At 61.5% G+C, this 21,777-nt stretch carries 9 protein-coding genes and 1 pseudogene; 6 read left to right on the top strand and 4 right to left on the bottom strand.

The window, feature by feature from the left end; genetic code table 11:
* Positions 1-5: 5 nt before the first annotated feature.
* The 3 genes from B0E42_RS07515 to B0E42_RS07505 are packed head-to-tail and all read left to right on the top strand — an operon-like array spanning position 6 to position 14,451.
* On the top strand, positions 6-9,026 hold the full coding sequence (locus tag B0E42_RS07515) for a non-ribosomal peptide synthetase (RefSeq protein WP_168188497.1): 9,021 nt from the start codon (positions 6-8) through the stop codon (positions 9,024-9,026).
* Positions 9,026-12,811, top strand: a complete 3,786-nt coding sequence (locus B0E42_RS07510; protein WP_256578275.1) for an amino acid adenylation domain-containing protein — start codon at positions 9,026-9,028, stop codon at positions 12,809-12,811. The genes B0E42_RS07515 and B0E42_RS07510 overlap by 1 nt, the downstream gene beginning before the upstream one ends.
* On the top strand, positions 12,808-14,451 hold the full coding sequence (locus B0E42_RS07505) for a cyclic peptide export ABC transporter (RefSeq protein ID WP_018600638.1): 1,644 nt from the start codon (positions 12,808-12,810) through the stop codon (positions 14,449-14,451). The genes B0E42_RS07510 and B0E42_RS07505 overlap by 4 nt, the downstream gene beginning before the upstream one ends.
* A 7-nt stretch (positions 14,452-14,458) precedes the next feature.
* Here B0E42_RS07505 and fhuF read toward each other — a convergent pair whose 3' ends face one another.
* Positions 14,459-15,196, bottom strand: a complete 738-nt coding sequence (gene fhuF / locus B0E42_RS07500) for a siderophore-iron reductase FhuF (protein ID WP_053186144.1) — start codon at positions 15,194-15,196, stop codon at positions 14,459-14,461.
* Positions 15,197-15,399: 203 nt separating this feature from the next.
* Between fhuF and B0E42_RS07495 the strand changes: the two genes are divergently transcribed.
* Together B0E42_RS07495 and B0E42_RS07490 are read left to right on the top strand one after the other, a co-directional pair.
* Positions 15,400-15,615 carry an MbtH family NRPS accessory protein gene (locus B0E42_RS07495; protein WP_018600641.1) on the top strand — a complete coding sequence of 72 codons (216 nt, stop codon included), beginning with the start codon at positions 15,400-15,402 and terminating at the stop codon, positions 15,613-15,615.
* A 36-nt stretch (positions 15,616-15,651) separates the two neighbouring features.
* Entirely contained in the window at positions 15,652-17,082 is a 1,431-nt protein-coding gene (locus B0E42_RS07490) for a diaminobutyrate--2-oxoglutarate transaminase (RefSeq protein ID WP_139353111.1), read from the top strand.
* Positions 17,083-17,202: 120 nt separating this feature from the next.
* Here the strand turns inward: B0E42_RS07490 and B0E42_RS31685 are convergent, their stop codons facing one another.
* On the bottom strand, positions 17,203-17,703 hold the full coding sequence (locus B0E42_RS31685; protein WP_223471818.1) for a methyl-accepting chemotaxis protein: 501 nt from the start codon (positions 17,701-17,703) through the stop codon (positions 17,203-17,205).
* Between the two features lie 372 nt (positions 17,704-18,075).
* Positions 18,076-19,230, bottom strand: a pseudogene (locus tag B0E42_RS31680) (FIST signal transduction protein); the annotation flags it as partial.
* A gap of 339 nt (positions 19,231-19,569) precedes the next feature.
* Here B0E42_RS31680 and B0E42_RS07480 point away from each other — a divergent pair.
* Positions 19,570-20,676 carry a hypothetical protein gene (locus B0E42_RS07480; protein ID WP_077506202.1) on the top strand — a complete coding sequence of 369 codons (1,107 nt, stop codon included), beginning with the start codon at positions 19,570-19,572 and terminating at the stop codon, positions 20,674-20,676.
* Between the two features lie 261 nt (positions 20,677-20,937).
* Here B0E42_RS07480 and yghU read toward each other — a convergent pair whose 3' ends face one another.
* Positions 20,938-21,777, bottom strand: coding sequence for a glutathione-dependent disulfide-bond oxidoreductase (gene yghU, locus B0E42_RS07475; protein WP_077506119.1), 840 nt, complete (start codon positions 21,775-21,777; stop codon positions 20,938-20,940).

The raw sequence follows: 21,777 nt of genomic DNA, 5'->3' as shown, positions 1-21,777 counted from the left end.
GTGCGATGACGCAACAAGCTTTCCTGGAGATTGCGCAGCGGCTGGCTTCCTTGCCCGCGGACAAGAAAAAAGTCTTTCGCCAGCGCCTGGCCGAGAAGGGCATCGATAGCTGGCGCCTGCCAATCGTTCCCGCCGTGCTTGGCGAAGGTGAGCATATGCCGTTGGCGCAGGCGCAGCGGCGCTTTCTGTCGGCGGAAGCCCTGAGCGGTCGTGCCCTTTACAATCTGTGCTCGGTACTGCGTTTCGACGGCCGCCTCGATGGCGCGCGTTTGCAGCAGGCCATGCAGCAGTTGACTGACCGTCATCAGATCCTGCGCACCCGCTACACGACCGATTCGCAAGGCCGGATGCAACCCCATTGTGAGTCGCAACAAGTGCCGCGGCCCAGCGTCGAACCGTTGACCTTGGCGGCTTCTGAATACGAGCAGTGGTGCGCCGATGAATATGCCCGTCAGCTCGCCGAGCCCTTCGATCTCGCTCAGTCGGCGCCTTGGCGCTGGCAAGCCTTCAGCGACGCGCAAGAGCAATCGACCTGGTTGTTTTTCACCATTCATCACGTGGCCTACGATGCCTGGTCGGCTCAGCAACTGACCCTGGAACTGGCCGAGGCTTATCGGGCACTGGCATCGAATGAGCCGGCCCGACAACCCGAATTGAGCATCCAGTACGCCGATTACGCCGCGTGGGAGTGCGAGTGGCTGGAGAGTGAAAGCTGCCGGCAGCACATCGACTTCTGGCGCGGCCAACTGGCGGATGCGCCCGCGCCCTTGGCGTTGCCCCTGGACCGACCACGCCCTGCGCCCGCACAACGTCGCCATAGCGGCGCGGTGCTTGCCCGGGAGCTTTCGCCGCAGCTGACGACGGCGGTAGAAGCCGCCATTCGCAGTCATGGGGTGACGCTGTACATCTACGGCCTGACGGCCTTCAGTTGCTTGCTGTCGCGCTACAGTGGCGAGAACGACCTGTGCCTGGGCACCTCGGCCGCCCAACGTGATCGTCCGGAACTGGTGCCCTTGATCGGCCCGTTGCTCAACACCCTGGTGATCCGTCAGCGCCTGCACGGCAACCCGGACTTCGCCACCGCGCTGCTGCGCACCCGCGACACCGTCGCGGCCGCCTTCGATCATCAGTTGCTGCCTTTCGAAAACGTTCTTGAAAACCTCGAGCGCTCACGTTCGAGCCCGCTGTTTCAGGTGATGTTCGTCCAGGTCGATTTACCCGAGAGCCGCACCCTGACATTGCCGGGTGTCGCGGTTGAAGTACTCGACCCGCCGCAGCGTCATGCACGCTTCGACCTCACGCTGCGCCTGGTGCGTAGCGCTGACGCGCGGCTGCGCTGCGAGTTGGAATACAGCGATGAAGTGTTCGACGCGGCGACGGTCGAGCAGATGCTGGATGACTTGCTGGCGATTTTCCAAGAGGCGTCAAGCCATCCCCAGCGACGTCTGGCCGAACTGCAACTGATTTCGCCGCCAAGTGAACTGAATGGCCCCGCGTTGGGCGCGATGCCCTTGCCGTTGGATCAGCAGGTGCTGCACTGGGCAACGCACACGCCGAACGCGGCAGCGTTGTGCAGCGCTGGGCAAACCGTCGACTATGCCACGCTCGGTGCCGCGACCCGCGCGCTGGCCGCGCGACTGGCCGGGCAGGGCATCGGCCCGGGCCAGGTGGTTGCGCTGTGCATGCCGCGTTGCGCGGAACAACTGCTGGCGATGCTGGCCTGCTGGCAACGCGGTGCGGTGTGTCTGTTCCTTGACCCGGCACAGCCGCCACAGCGACTGGCGCAGTTGGTGCAGGACAGTGGCGCGAGGCTGTGGGTGACACTGGCCGAGGCCCCTGAAACGAACGCCGACATGGCGCGCCTGGTACTCAGTGCCGCCGACTTGTCCGCAGTGGCCGCCGAGGGGCTGGGCGAGAGCCTCAGTCAGCCGCACCTGCCTGCTTACCTCATTTATACCTCGGGTTCGACCGGTCAGCCCAAAGGTGTCCTGGTCACTCATGGCAACGTGGGGCATTACGCGAGCGCGATCGGTCAACGCGTGCAAGCCAAGCCGGGTAGCCGCTGGGCGACGTTGGCGACCGTGGCCGCGGACCTGGGGCTGACCTGCGTGTTCGCCGGGCTGAATGCCGGCGATCCGCTGATTCTGCCGCCAGCCTCGTTGACCTTCGATCCGCCAGGCTGGGCTGACTTTCTCGACGAGCAGCCAGTGGATTGCCTGAAAATCGCGCCGTCGCATTTACGCGGGCTGTTGGCGCTGGACGATGCTCGACGCGTCTTGCCCAGGGATGTGTTGATCCTGGGCGGTGAGGGTTTCGATCAGACCTTGTTTGCACGGGTGCGTGAATTGGCACCGCAACTGCGCATCTTCAACCATTACGGTCCTTCGGAGACCACGGTCGGCGTGATCTGCGGAGAAATCCAGGCCTTCGACGCCCTTGACTCGAGTCTGTATCTGCCCTTGGGCCAGCCGTTAGCGGATTGCCATTTGCGCATCGTCGACGGCAATGACGTGTCGGTGCCGCTGGGTGTCGCCGGCGAGCTGCTGATCGCAGGCCCTCAGGTCGCCCAGGGCTACCTCGGTCAACCTGAGTTGACCGCGCAAGTATTTGGCTCTACTGCCCAGGGGCAACGCTTTTATCGCAGTGGTGACCGGGTTCGCCTGGATCGCAGTGGGCACCTGGTGTTCCTGGGGCGCCAGGACGATCAGGTCAAGATCCGCGGTTTTCGCGTGGAGCCGGGCGAAGTCAGCGCCTGGCTCAATGCACAGCCTCAGGTTCGCGAAGGGGTGGTGCTGGCCTGCGAGGTGAAAGGACGCACGCAACTGGTGGCGTATCTCAGTCCTGCCCTGGCAACCGAAGCACTGGCGGCTCTGCAAGCCGAAGCCAAGCGCCAGTTGCCGGAGCACATGGTGCCCGGTCATTGGTGGGTGCTGGATACGTTGCCGCTGACGGCCAATGGCAAGCTGGATCGGCGTGCATTGCCTGAACCGACCGAGACAGAGTTGGCCGATGCATCCGCCCGGCCGCCGATCGGCGCCACGGAACAGCGCTTGGCGCAGTTGTGGTGCCAGATTCTCGATTGCGCACACGTCGGGCGCGAGGATGATTTTTTCGCCCTCGGTGGCGATTCGATTCTCAGTCTGCAATTGATCGGCCTGGCTGCGCGCGAAGGACTCAAGTTGCAACCGCGCGATGTCCTGCAACATCCCACCCTCGCGGCCATGGCCCTGTGCATCGACGGCCGGTTGGACCCGGTGTTGCTGACCGTCCTCACGGCTTTTCGCGAGTTGCTTGAACAGCCTGGCCTGGGGCCGGACGCCGATTTCTTTGCCGAAGGGGGGGATTCGATCCTCAGCCTGCAATTGATCGCGCGTCTGCGTCAGGCTGAACTGCGCCTGATGCCCCGGCAATTGCTGGAGAACCCCAGCGCCCGGCAACTGGCTGGGGTTCTGACCTCCTCAGCGTCGGCGGCGGTTGCACCGCCGCCGGTAACCGAAGCCTTGGCGCCGCCACGTGCACTGTCCCATGCCCAGCAACGGGTGTGGTTCATGCAACAACTCGATCCGGCTGCAACGGCTTACAACGTTACGCAATTGTTGGCCTTGCGCGGCGATCTGGACGTGCCACGATTGCAGCTCGCTTGCCAGGTCCTTGTTTCGCGCCATGACGCACTGCGCTGCCGGTTCTTCGAAGAGCAGGGGCAGGTCTGGCAGCGCCTGGATGAGAAGGCCGCTGCACTCTTCAATGTGCATGACCTCCATGACCTGGATGAATCACACCAGGCAGCGGCCATTGCCGGGGCCGCCAAGCGCGTTTTTGACCTGGTGCAGGGGCCGTTGCTGGCAATCGACGTATTTTGTCTTGCGCCGGGTGATTACCGGTTGCTGTTCAATGTGCACCACATTGCCGTGGACGGTTGGTCCATGGGCTTGTTGGTCGAGGACTTTGCGCTGATCTACCAGGACCGGGCCACGCCTGTGACGAGCGGATTGTTGCCATTGATCGACGCACAACGGCGAGATTTGGACGGGGAGCAGGGCAGCCAGTTGCGGGGCTATTGGCAACAACGCTTGCAAGGTCTGAGCAACGAACCGCTGGAGCTGCCCGACCACTGCACGCGACCGGCGCTGCAGGCCTACGCTGGCGCCCGCAGCGAGCTGGCCTTGCCCGGCTCGTTGAGCGCGGCTGTCGACTCCCGGGCCAGGGCCCTGGGTGTCACGCCCTTCGTACTGTATTTCGCCGCCTACCAGCTCCTGCTCTGGCGTCATGGCGGACGCAATGATTTCGCCATTGGCTTGCCAGTGGCAGGGCGCGAATCGGTCAAGAGCCAGGCATTGGTTGGCTTGTTCGTCAACACACTGGCGCACCGGGTGCAGATTGACGCCCGGCAAAGCCTGCAAGCCTTTATCCAGGCCCTGAACGGACGTTTGGCCGATGATTTGTCCCATCAGGCGCTGCCGTTCGAGCAACTGCTGGAAATGCTGGATGTCGAGCGCAGCCTGGATCGCACGCCGGTGTTCCAGGCGATGTTCAACTACCAGGCCGATCATCGGGATTCGCGCCGCCTCAACCTGCCGGGCATCAGCGTGGAAACACTGGCGTTGCCGGACGGCGTGGTGAGTGCCAAGTTCGACCTGACGTTCAATCTGTTCACCCAAGGCCGCGGCACGGATGCGCGTACCGGCTTGATTGTCGAATACGCGACTGCTCTGTTGCACCCCGGTACCACCCAACGACTGATGGAGGATTACCAGGGATTGCTCGCCAGCCTGGTCAGCCTCGATCTTCAGCAGCGCTTGCTGGAAGTCCCCCTGGGCTCAGTCGCAACTTTGGCCGCGGCGGGCAAGTCCGTGCATCTGCACAGCGAGGCCGATTTTGTCACGCGCTTTGAAGTACAGGCCGCCGTTCATCCTGAGCGTATCGCGGTGTGCTGCGCTGATCGCCGCTTGAGCTACGCGGCGCTGGATGCCCAAGCCAATCGCCTGGCCCATTGGCTGCTGGCGCAGGGTATAGGGCAGGAGTCGACGATTGCCTTCTGCCTGCCTCGGGACGAAAGACTGCTGGTGTGCCTGTTGGGGATTCAGAAGGCCGGTGCTTGCTACCTGCCGCTCGACCCAGCTCATCCACCGGCACGTCAGGCGCAGATTCTCACCCGCGCTCGGCCGCAATTGCTGCTCTGCGACAAGCTGTTCGCGGACCTGCCCGGACACCTGCGCAGCTGCCTGTGGGCGGACCTGCCATTGGCTCAGTTCCCTGCACAAGCCCCGGCATTGGCGACGACGCTTGAACAGTTGGCCTACACGCTCTACACCTCCGGATCGACCGGGCAACCCAAGGGCGTGCAGATCAGTCGAGGGAATTTCGCCAACTTCCTGCTAGCCATGGAAGAGGCGCTGCCACTGGAAAACGTGCAGCGTTATCTGGCCTTGACCACGGTGACCTTCGACATTTGCGGCCTGGAGCTGTGCCTGCCGCTGGTGCGTGGCGGCACCGTGGTGTTGGCCGATGATGAAGAGCGACAGGACCCCATGTTGCTTGCGCGACTGATTCAGGACCAGGCCGTGGATCTCATCCAGGCCACACCGGCAACCTGGGCGATGTTGCTGCAAGGCGATCGCACGGTGCTGGCTGGGCGTGTGGCCCTGGCCGGTGGTGAGGCGCTGGCGGCGGAAATGGCGACCGAGCTCAGCCAATGCGTGGCTCACCTCGTCAACGTCTACGGCCCGACAGAAACCACGGTGTGGTCCACCCAGGCGCCGATCGGTGCCCTGCAGTTGCCCGTCGCACCCATTGGCCGGCCATTGCTCAATACCCGCTGCCACGTCCTTGATGAGCACTTGTGCGAAGTACCTCCTGGCTGTGTGGGCGAGCTTTATATTGCCGGTGACGGTCTGGCCCGCGGTTATGCCGGGCAGCCTGGATTGACCGCCGAACGGTTTATTGCCGATCCGTTCAGTCGCGAGGGTGGGCGTTTGTACCGTACGGGCGACCTGGCGCGTTGGCAGCCCGATGGGCAGCTGTATTACCTCGGCCGCACCGATGATCAGATCAAATTGCGTGGTTATCGCATCGAACTGGGGGAGATCGAGGCCGTGCTGCTCAGCCACCCCGAACTGCTGCAGGCGGTCGTGGCCGTGCAAGGCGAGCATCTGGCCGCCTTCTGGGTAGCGAGTCCCGACAATCCACCCGACGCCGCCTCCATCCGCACCTACTTACAGGGGCGTTTACCGGCCTATATGTTGCCGACGCATTTGCAGGCGCTGGAGCAACTGCCCCTCAATACCAATGGCAAGGTGGATCGTAAGCAACTGCCACGCTTGCAGTTGGAAAACTGCGGTATGGAGGGCGTCCAGCGCCCGCTGACGGCCAGCGAGGCGTCGCTGGCCGAGGTCTGGGCTGCGGTGTTGAACCTGCAACAGATTCCTGCCGACGGTCATTTCTTCCAACTGGGCGGGCATTCGCTGATGGCGGCCCAGGTGCGTGCACGCTTGCGTGAACAGGGTTTTGAAGTGCCTTTGCGCTGGCTGTTCGAAACGCCGGTACTGGCGGACCTTGCGCAGCGCATCGAGGGCCTGGCGCAGCACCTGGATCTGGCTTCGTTGCAGATCCCTCAGGTCGACCAGCAGCTTGATCAACCCTTGTCCTCGGCGCAGCAACGCGTCTGGTTGATGCAGCAGTTGGACCTGGCTGACAGCAGCTTCAACATGAGCAGCAATGTGCGTTTGCGCGGACAACTGGACCGCCATGCCCTGGAGCGTTCATTGCACCGGCTGGTGGACCGCCATACCATCTTGCGTACGACGTATCACCAACGTAACGGCGAGTTGTACCAGCGGATTCACGGACACATGTCGGTGGCGTTGCAAGTGATCGTGTCGAGCGACGCGCAGTGGCCGGTCGATGCCCGGGACGTTGCGCTGCGGCCGTTCGACCTCGCCAGCGAGGCACCGTTGCGGGCGGTCCTGCACCGCCTCGGCGAACAGGAACATGTGCTGCAGTTGGTCATGCACCACATCGCCTCCGATGGTTGGTCCGGCGCCGTGCTGGTGGATGAACTGATCCAGGGCTATGAAGCCTACAGCACGGGTGTGCTGCCGCCACAGAGCGAGCTGGCGATCCAGTACGTCGACTATGCCGTATGGCAAGGTTCGGCGGCGGTACAGCTGCGTCAGCGTGAAGGCCTGGACTTCTGGCGGCAGACCCTGGCCGGCATTCCCGCGCAGGTGCCACTGCCGTTCGATTTTCCCCGTCCGGAGCGCGACAGCGGCGCCGGGGCGGCCCTGGACTTCCAGTTGTCAGCGGCCACGGTTGGCCGGTTGAAGGCTTTCGCACAGCAAAGCGCAACGTCGCCGTTCATGGTGCTGCTGACGTGCTATGCCGCCGTGCTGCAGCGCGAAACGCAAGGCCGTGATCTGGTCATCGGAACGGACGTCGCCAACCGCGAGCATCCGGCCACTGAATCGCTGATCGGCTTTTTCGTCAATCTGCTGGCCTTGCGTATCCGCGTGCAACCGGAACTGAGTTTGCGTGAGCAAGCGCAGCAGGTCCGGGAGATTTGCCTGCAAGCATTCGCCTGGCAGGACACGCCGTTCGAGCGTGTCGTCGAATGCCTGGAGCTGCCACGGGTGGCGAATGTCCACCCGTTGTTGCAGACGTTGTTTGTCCTCGACAACACGCCGCGCCAGCAACGCCAACTCGGCAATTTGCAGGTGGAGCCACTGACGGGCGAGCAGCATCATTCCAAGTTCGACATGGCCCTGTTCGCCAGCGAAGACGGCGATGTGTTCAACCTGCGCTGGGTGTATCGCAACAGCCTGTTTCTGCCGGCCACGGTCGAACGCTTGCGTACAGCTTTCGAGTCGCTGCTGGACATGGCCCTCGGCGCACCGGACAACCCAATCGACACCCTGATTCCGACTCCAAAGGGAGCTGCTGCAATGTCCACGGACAATCCGTTGCAACGCAAAATGAGCAAATTGGGCAAGATGCGCCAGAGCGGATCGCCCGTTACCCGCGAGCCCTTTGAAGCCCGGCCATTGCGCGAAGGTTCGAAGTTCCCCTTGTTGATTCAACTGCGTGACCGCGAACTGGCGCCGGCCATTTGGGCGCAAGCCAACCGTGAGAAGGTCGAAAGCTGGCTGCGCGAGCATGGCGGCATTCTCTTGCGTGGCTTTGATTTGCCGACTCCGGCGGCTTTCGAGGCTTTTTGCCAGGCCCTGTGCCCTCAGTTATATGGCCAGTACGGTGACCTGCCGAAGGAAGAGGGAGGCAAGAATATCTACAAGTCCACGCCCTATCCCAAGGATCGGATGATTCTGTTCCACAACGAGAGCGCTCATCAGCATCGCTGGCCGCGTCGCCAATGGTTTTACTGCCAGACGCCCGCCACTTCCGGTGGCGCGACCCCGATTGTCGACAGCCGCCAGGTCTACCGTGAGCTGCCCACCTGGCTGCAAGCGAACCTGCGTCGCAAACAATTGATGTACGTGCGTAATTTCAGCACCAGCCTGGACGTCAGTTGGCAGCACTTCTTCCAGACCCAGGAGCGCGAGCAAGTCGAGCGGATCTGCCGTGAGAGCAATATCGATTTTGAGTGGCGCGGCGCCAACGATCTGCACACCCGTCAGGTTTGCCCTGCGGTGATCCTGCACCCGCTGACGGGAGAGGAGAGCTTCTTCAATCAGATCCAGCTCTATCACCCGGCCTTTCTCGATGCCGATGTGCGTGAGCAGTTCCTGCGCGACGGGGCAACGGCGATGCCGAGACAAGTGTTCTACGGTGACGGTTCCGAGCTTGAGCCAAGTGCCATCGAGGCCATCAACGCTGCCTACGACCGTTGTGCCGTGCGCTTCGACTGGCAGCAGGGCGATGTGGTCATGCTCGATAACATGCTGGCTGCGCACGCCCGGGATCCGTTCGAAGGCGAGCGTAAAATTGTGGTGGCCATGGGTGAAATCTATGGTCGTGATCAGGTCATGGCTGCGCCGGCGCAGACCGAAGAGACACACGCAGAGTTGAAACCATGATGGACCTTGGACTAACGCTTTCACCTCAACAAAAACAACTGGCCCAGGCCAATCCGCAGGCCTGGCGCTGGGTTCGGATGCAACTGTCGGGCGTGCCCGAGGCCACTGTCCAACAGCGACTGCGTGACGGCTTGCAGCAGCATCAAGCGCTGCGCTTGCGCTACCAGCGCCCGGTTGGCGCCACGGGACTGCGCCAGCATGTGGTCGAGCCCCTCGAGTTGCGCCTGAGCTGGCGTGAGGGACGTTCAGGTGACGGGCATGATGAGCAACAGTGGCTGCGTGAGGCCCAGGCGCATTGCCTTGCTGAACAGCCCGATGTGCTGGCCTGGCTACTCGACGATTGCCTGCTATTGGCGGTCCCGGTCTATTCGCTGGATCAGCGCAGTCTGATCCAGTTGCAGGCGCAATTGCTGGGACGTGCCGCGTCGTTGGAAACTGAACCCATGCAGTACGGCGAATACGTCGAGTGGATCAATGGCCTGCAGTTGGACGAGGATGCCGAGCAGGGCACGCAGTTCTGGCGCAACCTGGCCTTGCAGGACGTGCCGGGCATGCGCCTGATCGAGCGCTATGGCATCGCCAGCGGCAACCATGCCGTTGTTCGGCTAAGGCTTGCGCAGACACTGCCAGCGGCGTTGACGGCGCTGGCCGAGCGCGAAGGCGTGGCCGTCGAAGCACTGGCCCTGGCCGCCTGGGGCGCATTGCTGGGCAGGCTCAATGGGCAGCAGCACGGCCAATTGGGTTTGCAGCACGATCCTCGCGATGACTATGAAGAGCTCTCGGGAGCCTGTGGGTTGTTCGAGCAGACGCTGCCGATGGTGGTGCGGGTGTCCGAACACAGCTCCTGGATCAACCTGGCCCGGCCGTTGGCACGGCAACTGGAAAACGCGGTGGCTTGGCAGGAATATGTCGGTCAGGCTCAGCTATTGCCCGAGTGGCGTGCCAGTTTTCAGACTGGGCTGCGTGTCGTGCATGCACCGCTGCTGCAGGGTTTGCAAGTCCTGTCCTTCGACACCCCGGTCGAGTTGCAATTGCAGCTGACGCTCGATGCCCAGGGCAACGGGGAACTGACACTGGCCTATGACCGTGGCCTGTACCGTGAAGCGCAGATGCAGGTCTTGCTCAAGCGATTCGCCCATTGGCTCGAGCAATTGCTGCAGTCGCCCAATGGCCTCATCAACGGTGTCGATCCGCACTTGCCCGAGGAGTTGCTGGCGTTGCCGACGCGTCCGGCCCTGGCGCCGGATCTCGATATCGTCGCCACCGTGCGCGAGTACGCCCGGACACAACCGGATCGGCCGGCGCTGCGCTATGCAGAGCAACTGTTCTCTTACGCTGAGCTTGATGCCTTGAGCGATCGTGTGGCCGGCAGCCTGCGTCAGGCCGGTGTCGGCCATGAACAAGTGGTCGGCCTGTATTTGCCGCGGGGGGCGCAGATGCTGATCGCGATGCTGGCCTGCTTCAAGGTCGGTGCTGCCTATCTGCCCCTGGATCCTCAACAACCACCGCTGCGGCTGGCCGACATTATCGATGATGCTCAACCGGCCTTGTTGCTGCACATAGAGGGGCTGCTGCCCGATACCTCGGTCGACACCCTGTGCTGGTCACAGGCATGCACTGGGCCGGTGTTCGATTCGCCGGTGCAGGGTTCGGCGCAAGACCTGGCCTACGTGCTCTATACCTCGGGCACCAGCGGCAAGCCCAAAGGTGTGCAAATCGAGCAAGGCCAATTGCGCCATTACGTCACGCAAGTGACCCGCGCACTCCAGTTGCCCGAGGCCGGGCATTATGGCCTGGTGTCTTCACTGCTCGCGGATCTGGGAAATACGGTGTTGTTTCCGGCCTGGTTGCAGGGCGGTTGCGTGCATGTGCTGGAGCAGTCCACCGTGACCGATGCCCGGGCATTCGCCGAAGAACTCCAGCGCTACCCGTTGGACGTGCTCAAAATCGTGCCTTCGCACCTCGAAGCGCTGATGGGCGAACACGCTCCCAACGGCATTCTTCCACGCCAGGTCCTGGTACTGGGCGGAGAGCCGATCAGTGAGCATTTGCTGAGCCGTTTGGCCCAAGCGAAGCCTGCCTGTCGCCTCTACAACCATTACGGTCCGACAGAGACCACAGTGGGCGTGCTATGGCGTGCGATCGATGTCAGCCAGGGCGTGGGTGATAGCGCCTTGAATCAAGTATTGGGTGATAACTGCATCCACCTGCTCGACGACCAGCAACGCGCGGTGCCGTCAGGCCAGGCCGGGGAATTGTGCATCAGTGGCGCCAGTGTCGGGCGCGGTTATGTGGGCGGTGTCGGTGGCAGTGCCTTTGGTGTCGATCCACTCAGTGGCCACCGCCTGTATCGCACCGGTGATCTTGCTTTGCGCCAGGCCGATGGTGCCGTACGCATTCTGGGGCGCAATGATCAACAGGTGAAAATCCGTGGGTTTCGCCTGGAGTTGGCGGAAGTCGAACAGGCTTTGTTGGCGCAGCCGGGCGTGTTGCAGGCCGCTGTCCTGCTGGACGGCGAAGGCGACCATGGGCGCTTGCTGGCTTTCGTGGTCAAGGACGACGCCCTGTCGCAAACGACCGAGCAACTGTGCGCCGCCCTGGCTCGCCAGCTACCGGACTACATGCTGCCCAGCGGTATCCTTGCACTCAAGACGCTGCCACTGAACAGCAATGGCAAGCTTGATCGCAAAAACCTGCTCGAACGCGCCAGGCAGCGTTTGCAGAACACTCGCGTGGCGCCTGTGGGCGAGCTCGAAACGGCCATTCTGGCGATTTGGTGCGAGGTGTTGGGTGTCGACGAGCTGGGGGTGACCGACAATTTCTTCAACGTCGGTGGGCACTCGCTGGCGGCGATCAAAGTGGTGTCGCTGATTCGCGAGCGCCTGTCTCTCGAATTGCCGACCAATCTGCTGTTCGAGCGGCATACCGTGCGTGACCTGGTTCATGGCCTGGGTAACGATCACAGCGGCGGCCCATGGCAAGTCTTGAATGACGCGCACGAGCATTCGCCGGCCCTGTTGCTGGTGCATGGCGCGCAAGGGCATCTGCAGGCCTATCAGCCGTTGGTAGACAATCTGAGCGGTAAAGCCGCTGTCTTTGGTCTGGCCGCCCTGGAAAAGGGCTGGGATGAGGGCGACATGGACGTGCTGTTGCAGCAATACGTGGCGAGCATCCCTGTCCAGCTGAAACAGCGCCCGCTGGTGCTGCTGGGCTGGAGCCTGGCGTCGCGCCTGGCATTGATGCTGGTACCCTGTCTACAAGCCAGCGGCTTTACCGTCGAAGGGCTTGTGGTGCTCGATCACGATGCGCAGCGCAGCCTGGCCGGCGAGGGCGACGAAGCAGGCCAGTTGATTGCAGATTTTGCTTTCTACTGCCGCACTCACGCCCAGCCAATCGGTGAGCCGCTGCGCGAACGTGTGACGGGCCTGTTGGCAGGTCTGGACTATGCCGAGGGTGTTGCCCGGTTGCTCAACGATGCCCAGGTGCGCGCGCATCTGCAATGGGGCGCCGCCGATGCTGATTTGCTCACGCTATTGGCGCAATATCGCTCGATCAAGATGCGCTTGTACGAGCAAGCCTTGCCCACCGTTGATGTGCCGCTGTGGCTCTGGCGCGGCAATGCCCATGCCGACTTGCGTGCTCAGTGGCAAGCGCATACTCATCAAGCTGTTCGCCAGTGGACGCTGGACGTGGGGCATCACGAGATGCTCGCAGAGCCTCGATTGGTCGAAAGCCTGTTGCCTTTACTGTTGCAAACCTCTGCCAAGGTGGTGTCTGCCTCATGATGTTATTGAAAGAACTGCTGCACGACGCTCGATGGCGCATTCTGCTGGCGATTCTGAGCAGCGCCTTGAGCGCGGCAACCAGTATCGGCCTGATCGGGTATATCAACCGCAGCCTGGAGCATGGACTCGATGATATCGGCCGGGGCTTGTTGCTGTTCGGTGGCCTGCTGATTCTATTGTTCATCAGCGGTGTCACGTCGCAATGGTTGCTGGTGCAGATCGGGCATCGCCTGGTTTACCAATTGCGCCTGCGGCTGGTGGGCAAGGTGTTGGGCACAGCACTCGAACGCATCGAGCGGCTGGGCAGCCCGCGTATCTACAACGCGCTGACCAAGGACGTGACCACCGTCGCCACGGCGTTCAAGCAACTGCCGATTTCCTTGTACAACGGCTTGCTGTTGTTGGCGGGGCTCGCCTACATGGCCTGGCTGAGCATGGCGTTCTTTTTCCTGACCCTGGGGGTGATTGCCCTTGGGGTCGGTCTTGATGTGCTGCTGGGGCGCAAGGTCAAGATCCTGATGCAGGCCGTGCGGCAGCAGGATGACCAGTTGACCGAGCAGTTCGAGGCCGCCATCCAGGGGCGTTGCGAGTTGGGCCTGAGCCGGGAACGCCGGCACCTGCTCTATGAGCGCAAGCTCGAACCGATCGCGCGGGCCTCGCTGGATGCGTCGGTACGTGCCGACACGCTGTGGGCGGTGAACCTGAACTGGACGACACTGCTGGTGTTCGTGCTGATCGGTACGCTGTTCTTTCTCGGCCAGGGATTAGGGTTGCTCAGCCAACAGGTCGTGGTGGGTTACGTGCTGGCAATCATGTTTCTGCGCACGCCGATCTCGATGATCCTGGATGCCATTCCTGCGGTCATTCGCGGCCATGTTGCCTTGCAGGCCATCGATGCCCTGGCGTTGGGTGAGACGGTGCAGTTCAAGACCCCTGCGCAAGCGGCGCAACCCTTCGGTGAGTTGCGCCTGTCAAACGTGCATTACCGCTATCCCGGGCAAAGTGACGAGTTTGCGTTTGAGCTGGGACCGATCGACCTGTCGATTCGTCGCGGCGAGTTGATTTTCATTGTCGGTGGCAATGGCAGTGGCAAGTCGACCCTGGCCAAGCTCCTGACGGGGCTCTACGTTCCCACCTCTGGGCAGGTTTCGCTGAACGGCGTGGTGCTCGATACCGGCACCAGCGAGTGGCACCGGGAGCATTTCGCCGCCATTTTTGCCGACTTCTATCTGTTCGCCGATGTGCTGGGCGAAGCGGGCAATCATGAGGGGCTTGAGGCCCGGGTGGATCATTACCTGGACCGCCTTGGGTTGGCCCATAAAGTCGAGTTCGCTGCCGGGCGCCTGTCGACCACGGCCCTGTCCCAGGGCCAGCGCAAGCGCCTGGCACTGTTACTGCTGATGATGGAGGGCAGGGAGGTGTTCCTGCTGGACGAATGGGCGGCGGATCAGGACCCGGTGTTCCGCCACGTGTTCTACAACGAACTGCTGCCCGAGCTGAAGGCGGCCGGCAAGACGGTGATTGCAATCACCCATGACGACCGCTATTTCGATGTTGCCGACCGGGTCTATCGTCTCGACTACGGCCATCTCGTGGACTACGACCGAGCGACAGAGAACCCTTTTCAACTGGCGAAATAGGCTGCAGTTAAACGGGCTGTTCCTGCCGTTTGCATTCATCGAGTGGGCAACTGCTGCAATAGCCGACGCCGGGAAGGCGGTAGCGAATGCAGCAGATGCGCCTCAGGCGCTGTGGCTCGTCCTCGCCGATATCGTGGTACTGCACGGGGGCGAACAAAGGATTACGCCGGCCGTTCGGGCGCAGGCGGGTATTCAGGATTTCCTTGGCCGGTGCGGTGCTGTGCGCGTTGGCCAATGGGTGCAGGTCGATGCGGCTGGTGACGAACTCGAAGGTGTTGCCGGCATTGCTCCAGAACAACCGGGGCGATGCCTGGGAGACACGGACCAAGGTTTCGATGACGGGCTCCAGATGATCCTCGACCAGGGTATGAAATCGCTCGAAGGCCGTGCAGGGTGGCAAAGGCTGGCCGGCATGGACCAAGTGCAACGCCTGTGGCCTGGCGTCATTGCCCAGTTGTATCCCGGTGTCGGCAAGGGCAAGTGGCAGATCGCATTGCTGGAGCAGATTGGCGGCCATCACCGGTGCCAGGAAGGTGCTGAAATACCATTTGGACCACAGCGACACCAGGGCCAGGCGCTCATCGGTTTTGTACCGGACCTGCAGGTCGTCGACGAATGCGCTGAAATACTCATGCTGGAAGAACCTGTCACCCGGTACGTCTGTACGGGGATGGCTGCGCAGTTGCAGCTTTTCACCATGCTCGGCAAGCGGACCGGTGAACAGCGGGGCAAGGCTGGGAATCATCGACTCATCCGTGGACCGCGAATTGAGAGAGGTTATCGTTCAGAGGGGCTCGAAGTATAAACAGGGCGTTGCCGTCTTGCGACTGTTCATCGTCGATAGGGAAATTTGAGAACAGTGTATGAATTTTTAAAAATTAATGAGAATCGCTACCATTAGTATTGTATCGTAGGCGTCTTTCCGCCATGTCAGTCAAGGAGCAAGCAATGAGTTTGGACAGTCCGGATACGCGCTTTCTGGTTGTAGTCAATGATGAGGAGCAGTACTCGATCTGGCCGGATTATCGAAGCGTGCCCAATGGCTGGCGCACGCTCGACATGAAAGGCAGCAAGCAAGAGTGTCTGGACTATATCGAAAAGGTCTGGACCGATATGCGCCCGCTGAGCCTGCGCCAGGCCATGCAAGTACAAGGACAGGGCTGATCGCCCGCGACAGAGTTTTTACCTCAGGGATTCAATATGGAAAGCGTCCAGCCCCGTCTATCATCCAGCGCAACCTTCACGCTGGAACAGTTTCGCCAGCAAGCACCGCGTGAACTGAACACCAACCCGTATCTTCAGCGCCAGGCGGCCCGTGAATCGAATGCCCGGTCTTATCCACGGCGTATTCCGTTGGCGCTGCAAGAGGCCCATGGCCTCTATGTTCGTGATACCCAAGGTCAGCTGTTCATGGATTGCCTGGCGGGGGCGGGAACTCTGGCGCTGGGGCATAACCACCCGGTAGCCATCGCGGCCATGCGCCAAACGCTCGACTCCGGCTTGCCCTTGCACACCCTGGATCTGACGACACCGGTCAAGGATCGCTTCGTCGAGGACCTGTTCAACGCGCTGCCGGAAAACTTTGCCCGTCACGCTCGCATCCAGTTTTGCGGGCCGACCGGTGCCGATGGCATTGAGGCGGCATTGAAACTGGCCAGGACGGCCACCGGGCGCAAACCGATTCTGTCGTTTTCTGGCGGCTACCACGGGATGACGCTAGGCACGTTGAGCCTGATGGGCAACCTGGGGCCGAAACAGGCACTGGGCTCGCTGATGGCCGATGTGCAATTTCTGCCTTACCCCTATGACTACCGTTGTCCGTTTGGCATTGGCGGCGAAGCCGGTGTCGATGCCGGGTTGCATTTTATCGAACAACTGCTCAGCGACCCGGAGTCAGGTGTGCTGCCACCCGCGGCGGTGGTGGTCGAAGTCGTGCAGGGCGAGGGCGGCGTGATTCCTGCGCCGATACGCTGGCTCCAGGGCTTGCGCCAATTGACCCGTAAGTTCGGCGTGGCGCTGATCATCGATGAAGTCCAGACCGGCCTGGGTCGTACCGGCAAACTGTTTGCGTTCGAGCACGCGGACATCGAGCCCGATATCCTTGTACTCTCCAAAGCCATCGGTGGTGGCCTGCCGTTAGCCGTGATGGTGTACCGCGAAGAGTTGGATACCTGGAAACCGGGTGCCCATGCCGGCACATTCCGCGGCAATCAAATGGCGATGGCAGCGGGGGCTGCGACGCTGCGTCATATCATCAGCGAAGACTTGCCGGGACATGCCGATGTCATGGGGCAACGACTCATGGGGGCTCTGCGCCAGTTGCAGAACCGCTATGCTTGCCTGGGCCAAGTACGCGGCCGAGGACTGATGGTGGGTGTGGAAATCGTCAGTGACACGGCGAGCGACAGTCGTGTCCCAGCAGCCGATACGGCATTGGCCCAGGCAATCCAGCGTCAATGCCTGCGCTTGGGCGTCATTCTGGAGCTCGGGGGGCGCCATGGTGCCGTTGTGCGGTTCCTGCCGCCATTGATCATCCGGGCCGAGGAGATCGACGTGTTGGTCGAACTGTTCCAGGTTGCCCTGGCCAATGCCCTCGTGGAGGTCAAGGGCCGGACGTTGCATATCGCGTGAAATGCAGCAGTGTGGGAGCCAGGTTTCCTCGCGATGACGGCGGCACATTCAACCTCAGCGCAAGCTGACCGACCGCTATCGCGAGCAAGCTCGCTCCCACAGGGTATCTGCGGCAATTGCTCAAGCGCTGGCGTGAGTCAGCCCGGTCAAGGTGTCCGCGATGGCCTTCGTGCGTTGCGCGGTGCCTTCGGTGGTGCGGCTCGAGTCTTCCAGGGCGTCGAGCATCTCGCGCAGGGCGCTGACGGCGACGGACTGGTCTTCGATCTGTTGGGCGACGCCTTGGATCTCCGTCGAGAGCAGATCAATGTCCACGCCGATTTCCGCGGCATTCTTGCGGGTGATTTCCGCGAGCTTGCGAACCTCATCAGCCACCACCGCAAACCCTCTGCCCATCTCACCGGCGCGCGCTGCTTCGATGGCGGCGTTGAGGGCCAACAGGTTGGTCTGTCCGGCGATTTGCTGGATGACCTGTACGATCGACTGAATACGCAAGCTCGAACTGGCAAGCGCACGGGCGCCGACCACCGCTTCACCCGCTTGCGTGGCAAGCTGTTCGACGGTCGTGCCGGCCTGTTCGGCGACGCTGTTTTGCCGGTCGATCGTGCCCGTCAGGTCATCCATCGACAGGTGTAGCTCACCTGAGTAGTGCTTGATTTGCGTCGCCATCTGCGTCTGCTGCTGGCTGGCCTGGGCCAAGACCTGGCCCAGGTCGGTCAGGCCGTCGAACACCGGCAGGATGGTGTTGTCCAGGCCGCGCGTGTCCAAGGCGCTGCTGAAATCATTCATCTTGAACGCCATGATCTGCTTGACCACGACATGGTTCAGGCCTGCCAGTTTCTTGATCTGGCGGCGCAGAAAAAACGCCTTGAACTCGCCATAGTGGGCGATGAAGTTGTCGACGTACTCATCGACAAAACGGGTGCCCTTGGTGACTCTGAAGAAGAAAATCGCCGTAAGTGTCTGGTTAAGGTTCAAACCGAGGATTTCACCAAACGTCGAGAAGCCGGCCAAAGGCACATCCCCGAAAATACCGGCCATGCTGCCCAGGTCGCTGCTGTTGTTGAGCCGGCGCAGGATGCAGTCGTTGAGAATAGCGGCCACCGGACGGCCGCCTTTGCCCTTGAGGAATTTCTCGTAGTCGAGCCGGGTCGCCTCGCGCAGGGGCGTGCGCTTGACCATCACCAACTCTTCGCCGGGCGCCACGTCGCAGAACAGCTGGATGATCTGCTGCTGATAGTCGATGCGGGCAATGGAACGGACGAACAGCTCATCGCCCACGCGGATGGCAAATGAATAATCGGCCAGCTTCTTTTCCAGCGCCTGCGCACTGCACTCGAATGCATCGCACAGCGCCTGGACCATGCTCTTGATGTTGCCACGGCTGTCGATGACCTGGTCGATGGTGCGGTCTTCGACCGACGCGGTCAGCACGCTGAACGTCAGCCCGGCCGGTTGGAAGTTCTGACTCTTGAACACTCCGAAGCGCACGTCCGCCGCGGTTTTCAGGAAGACAATCTGCGCATGATTCTGATAACTGCGTTGCCCGTCACTGATCAGGGTCTTCTTGAAATCGGTCTTGCCACCGGCCGAGCCGCCGACGAACAGGCAAGGGAAACGTCCCGACTCATAGAGTGCCTCCATAAAGAACGACTCGGAAGCCGAAAGACCATCGAACACCACATAGGCCAAGGTATCGCGATGGTCAATCGGTGTGCTCACTTGCGCCTGCTTGATGTTAGTCACCAACCTGGCGATTCGCTCACGCATGGTCAAGCGCTTGCCGCCACCGCGAATGTCCTCGCACTCCAGCGGCACCATCACCACCTCGGCCGACACAATCACACTGGCGTCAAACAGCTGCAGCACCACCCGATCCCAGGTTTCGCCGGTCTGGCAGTACAGCGTGTTCGCACCGTTGCACAGCTCACCTGACGTCGTGCACAGGCTGATGGTGCTGTGGGCGAAGCGCTTCTTGACCTTGGCGGCGACTTGATCGATGTCCAGGTGAGGGGAGACGAAGCCGGTGATCAGCACTGGAATGATACGTACGTTGGCCAGCGCCTGGTCCAATTCAGCAGAGGTGCAGGCCACGCTGACAGCCCCTTGAGTACGGGCTCGGGCTGTGTTGAAGAGGTTCAGTAGGTTCATGGCTGGACTCGGTTGAGCGCGACGTGACGCGTACGAGGTATGCGTGCGGAGTCCTTTCTCTGTAGTGGTCACGGCGGGGGGCTTGTATGGGCGTGAGCTTGTGCTATTTGCGGGGGCGGCCCATAGGGGCTTTTGGTTGGGGTTTACTCCGCCTGTTGATCAGCGACTTTCGTATGGGGCCCAGGAGACGCCTACGGAAAAATCAGCCCTATGACGCCTGGACGGCAAAGCGACACCCGCTATGCTATCGACGGTGGCATCTTGCCATTTATCACGCCCACCACAACCCCAGGTGCGAGACGAGAACCTGCTCGTCATCGCCCTATGCAGAGACAATCCATGAATACATACAAAGCCGTGTCCGGAGTGGCCTGGGGTGTTTTGTTGGGTTGCATCGGCCAGGTCAACGCTTTTCAACTCTCGCCGGATGGCACCTTGGCTGAGCGGGAGATGGCCAAGAAATACGGGGTTTCCTATAAGGCGACGGTGCCTTTTGCCAGTTTTGTGCTGCATAATTTTTCCGATCCTGCCCACGAGGCGTTGACGCAGAAGATCTATGGATGTGACGGGGATTGGCAGGATTGCAGCAACCCCAATCTGGAGAATGCTGGCGCCTACATCATTGCCGGGGTTCGCTGGAACGATGATCCGGTGTTCATGCCGGGCGCGGAAGATGCCAAGACCAAGGGTTGCAATGGTCGCTACTCGGTTGGGTTTATTTCGCAGACGCGGTGCTGGGTCAATCTCTTCGAGAAGGCGGAGAGCATAAGCGCCTCTGATCCAATAGCGTTTATGGGGGCGGGAAACTACATCTCCCGTTCGCATTTCGGCGACCTGCAATTCTTGCACTCAATGGCTTCCCAAGAGGGTGACGCGCCGGAGAAGACCAAGCGTGAAATCATGATGTGGGCCGAGTTTGCCTGGGGGGTTGCCGATGGAACCTATCCCATCAATACCTATTTGAAAGACATCAAGATCGAAGGCTGGGAGCAGCATTTCAATAACGGGCAGACGGTGCAGGATCTTTTTGCTGTCGGGCGTCCATGGTTGCGGGCGAACGTGAATCAGGTGGCGTTTGGCAGTTTGCTTCACCTTGTCCAGGACAGCTTTGCCGGGGGGCACGCACAGCGGCGCGAAGAGATCCTGGGTGACAAGTGCATGGGCCGTACCGAGGCTGCGCTGGGGAGGATCGAGGCGTTTCACTCTTACGCTCGGCAGGATCATGCCAAGCACAAGGACGGTGATGCCAGTTCAGTCGCCAGGCTCATGTTGATGGCGCATGAACCGGATGTGGTGGATGCGGGCAAGAAGCTGCGGGGATTTATCGCCGATGGCAAGAAATGGGCGGACGTCAGGCCTTATTTGGACGAGTGTATCTTTGCCCTGGCCAATGAAACGACCCCGGCGTCGGCGGGCGATGGGTACAAGCTGGAAGCCAGCCGCTGAACACTTGACGAAAAGCTTGGGGGGAAAACTGTGGGAGCAAGCTTGCTCGCGATGACGTCGGCACATTCAGCATCGAGGCCAGCTGATCCACCGCTTTCGCGAGCAGGCTCGCTCCCACAGAGGGGGGCTGTGCTGGTCGAGAAACCGAGGTTCATCACCCGTCCAGTGTGGGAGCGGGCTTGCTCGCGAAGGTGTCGGCACATTCAGCATCAATGCCAGCTGATCCACCGCTTTCGCGAGCAAGCCCGCTCCCACAGGGCCTCAGCCCAGATCCGCAGCCTCATGCCGCTCCGGCGCTTGGCTCGCCTCATCTCCCCACGTGCGGTTGACCCGCTGTCCGCGCTGGACGGCGGGGCGCTTGGCAATGTCTTCTGCCCAGCGCTGCACATGGGTGTATTCGTGGGCACTCAGGAATTCGGCGGCGCCGTACACGTTGTTGCGCACCAGTTGCCCATACCAGGGCCAGACCGCGATGTCGGCGATGGTGTAGTCATCGCCTGCCAGGTATTGGCTTTCGCCGAGGCGGCGATCCAGGACGTCGAGTTGACGCTTGGCTTCCATGGTGAAGCGATTGATCGGGTATTCGAGTTTCTCCGGCGCATACGCGTAGAAATGCCCGAAGCCACCGCCCAGGTACGGGGCGGAGCCCATCTGCCAGAACAGCCAGTTCAATGTTTCGGTGCGACCTGCCAGGTCGGTGGGCAGGAAGGCGCCGAATTTTTCCGCCAGGTACAGCAGGATCGAGCCGGACTCGAAGACCCGGATGCCGGGCTCCACGCTGCGATCCAGCAGGGCCGGGATCTTGGAGTTGGGGTTGATCTCGACAAAACCGCTGGAGAACTGGTCGCCTTCGCTGATGCGGATCAGCCAGGCGTCGTATTCCGCGCCTGTATGACCCTGCGCCAGCAGTTCCTCCAGCAGGATGGTCACCTTCACACCATTGGGCGTGGCCAGGGAGTAGAGCTGCAGCGGCTGTTTACCAATCGGCAAGATTTTTTCATGGGTCGGCCCGGCGATAGGGCGGTTGATGCTGGCGAACTGGCCGCCAGACGGGGCGTCGTTTTTCCAGACCTGGGGCGGAACGTAGGACGCTTTACTCAT

The organism is Pseudomonas sp. A25(2017), assembly GCF_002001065.1.
In the GTDB taxonomy this organism is placed as follows: domain Bacteria; phylum Pseudomonadota; class Gammaproteobacteria; order Pseudomonadales; family Pseudomonadaceae; genus Aquipseudomonas; species Aquipseudomonas kilonensis.
The sequence above is the reverse complement of the archived record's forward strand: the minus strand, read 5'-3'. Positions and strand labels throughout refer to the sequence as shown.

Excerpts from the sequence above, each read along its gene's own strand:
- B0E42_RS07515 (WP_168188497.1), top strand. The coding sequence starts at position 6 with ATGACGCAACAAGCTTTCCTGGAGATTGCGCAGCGGCTGGCTTCCTTG.
- B0E42_RS07510 (WP_256578275.1), top strand. The coding sequence starts at position 9,026 with ATGGACCTTGGACTAACGCTTTCACCTCAACAAAAACAACTGGCCCAG.
- B0E42_RS07505 (WP_018600638.1), top strand. The coding sequence starts at position 12,808 with ATGATGTTATTGAAAGAACTGCTGCACGACGCTCGATGGCGCATTCTG.
- fhuF (WP_053186144.1), bottom strand. The coding sequence starts at position 15,196 with ATGATTCCCAGCCTTGCCCCGCTGTTCACCGGTCCGCTTGCCGAGCAT.
- B0E42_RS07495 (WP_018600641.1), top strand. The coding sequence starts at position 15,400 with ATGAGTTTGGACAGTCCGGATACGCGCTTTCTGGTTGTAGTCAATGAT.
- B0E42_RS07490 (WP_139353111.1), top strand. The coding sequence starts at position 15,652 with ATGGAAAGCGTCCAGCCCCGTCTATCATCCAGCGCAACCTTCACGCTG.
- B0E42_RS31685 (WP_223471818.1), bottom strand. The coding sequence starts at position 17,703 with ATGGATGACCTGACGGGCACGATCGACCGGCAAAACAGCGTCGCCGAA.
- B0E42_RS07480 (WP_077506202.1), top strand. The coding sequence starts at position 19,570 with ATGAATACATACAAAGCCGTGTCCGGAGTGGCCTGGGGTGTTTTGTTG.
- yghU (WP_077506119.1), bottom strand. The coding sequence starts at position 21,777 with ATGAGTAAAGCGTCCTACGTTCCGCCCCAGGTCTGGAAAAACGACGCC.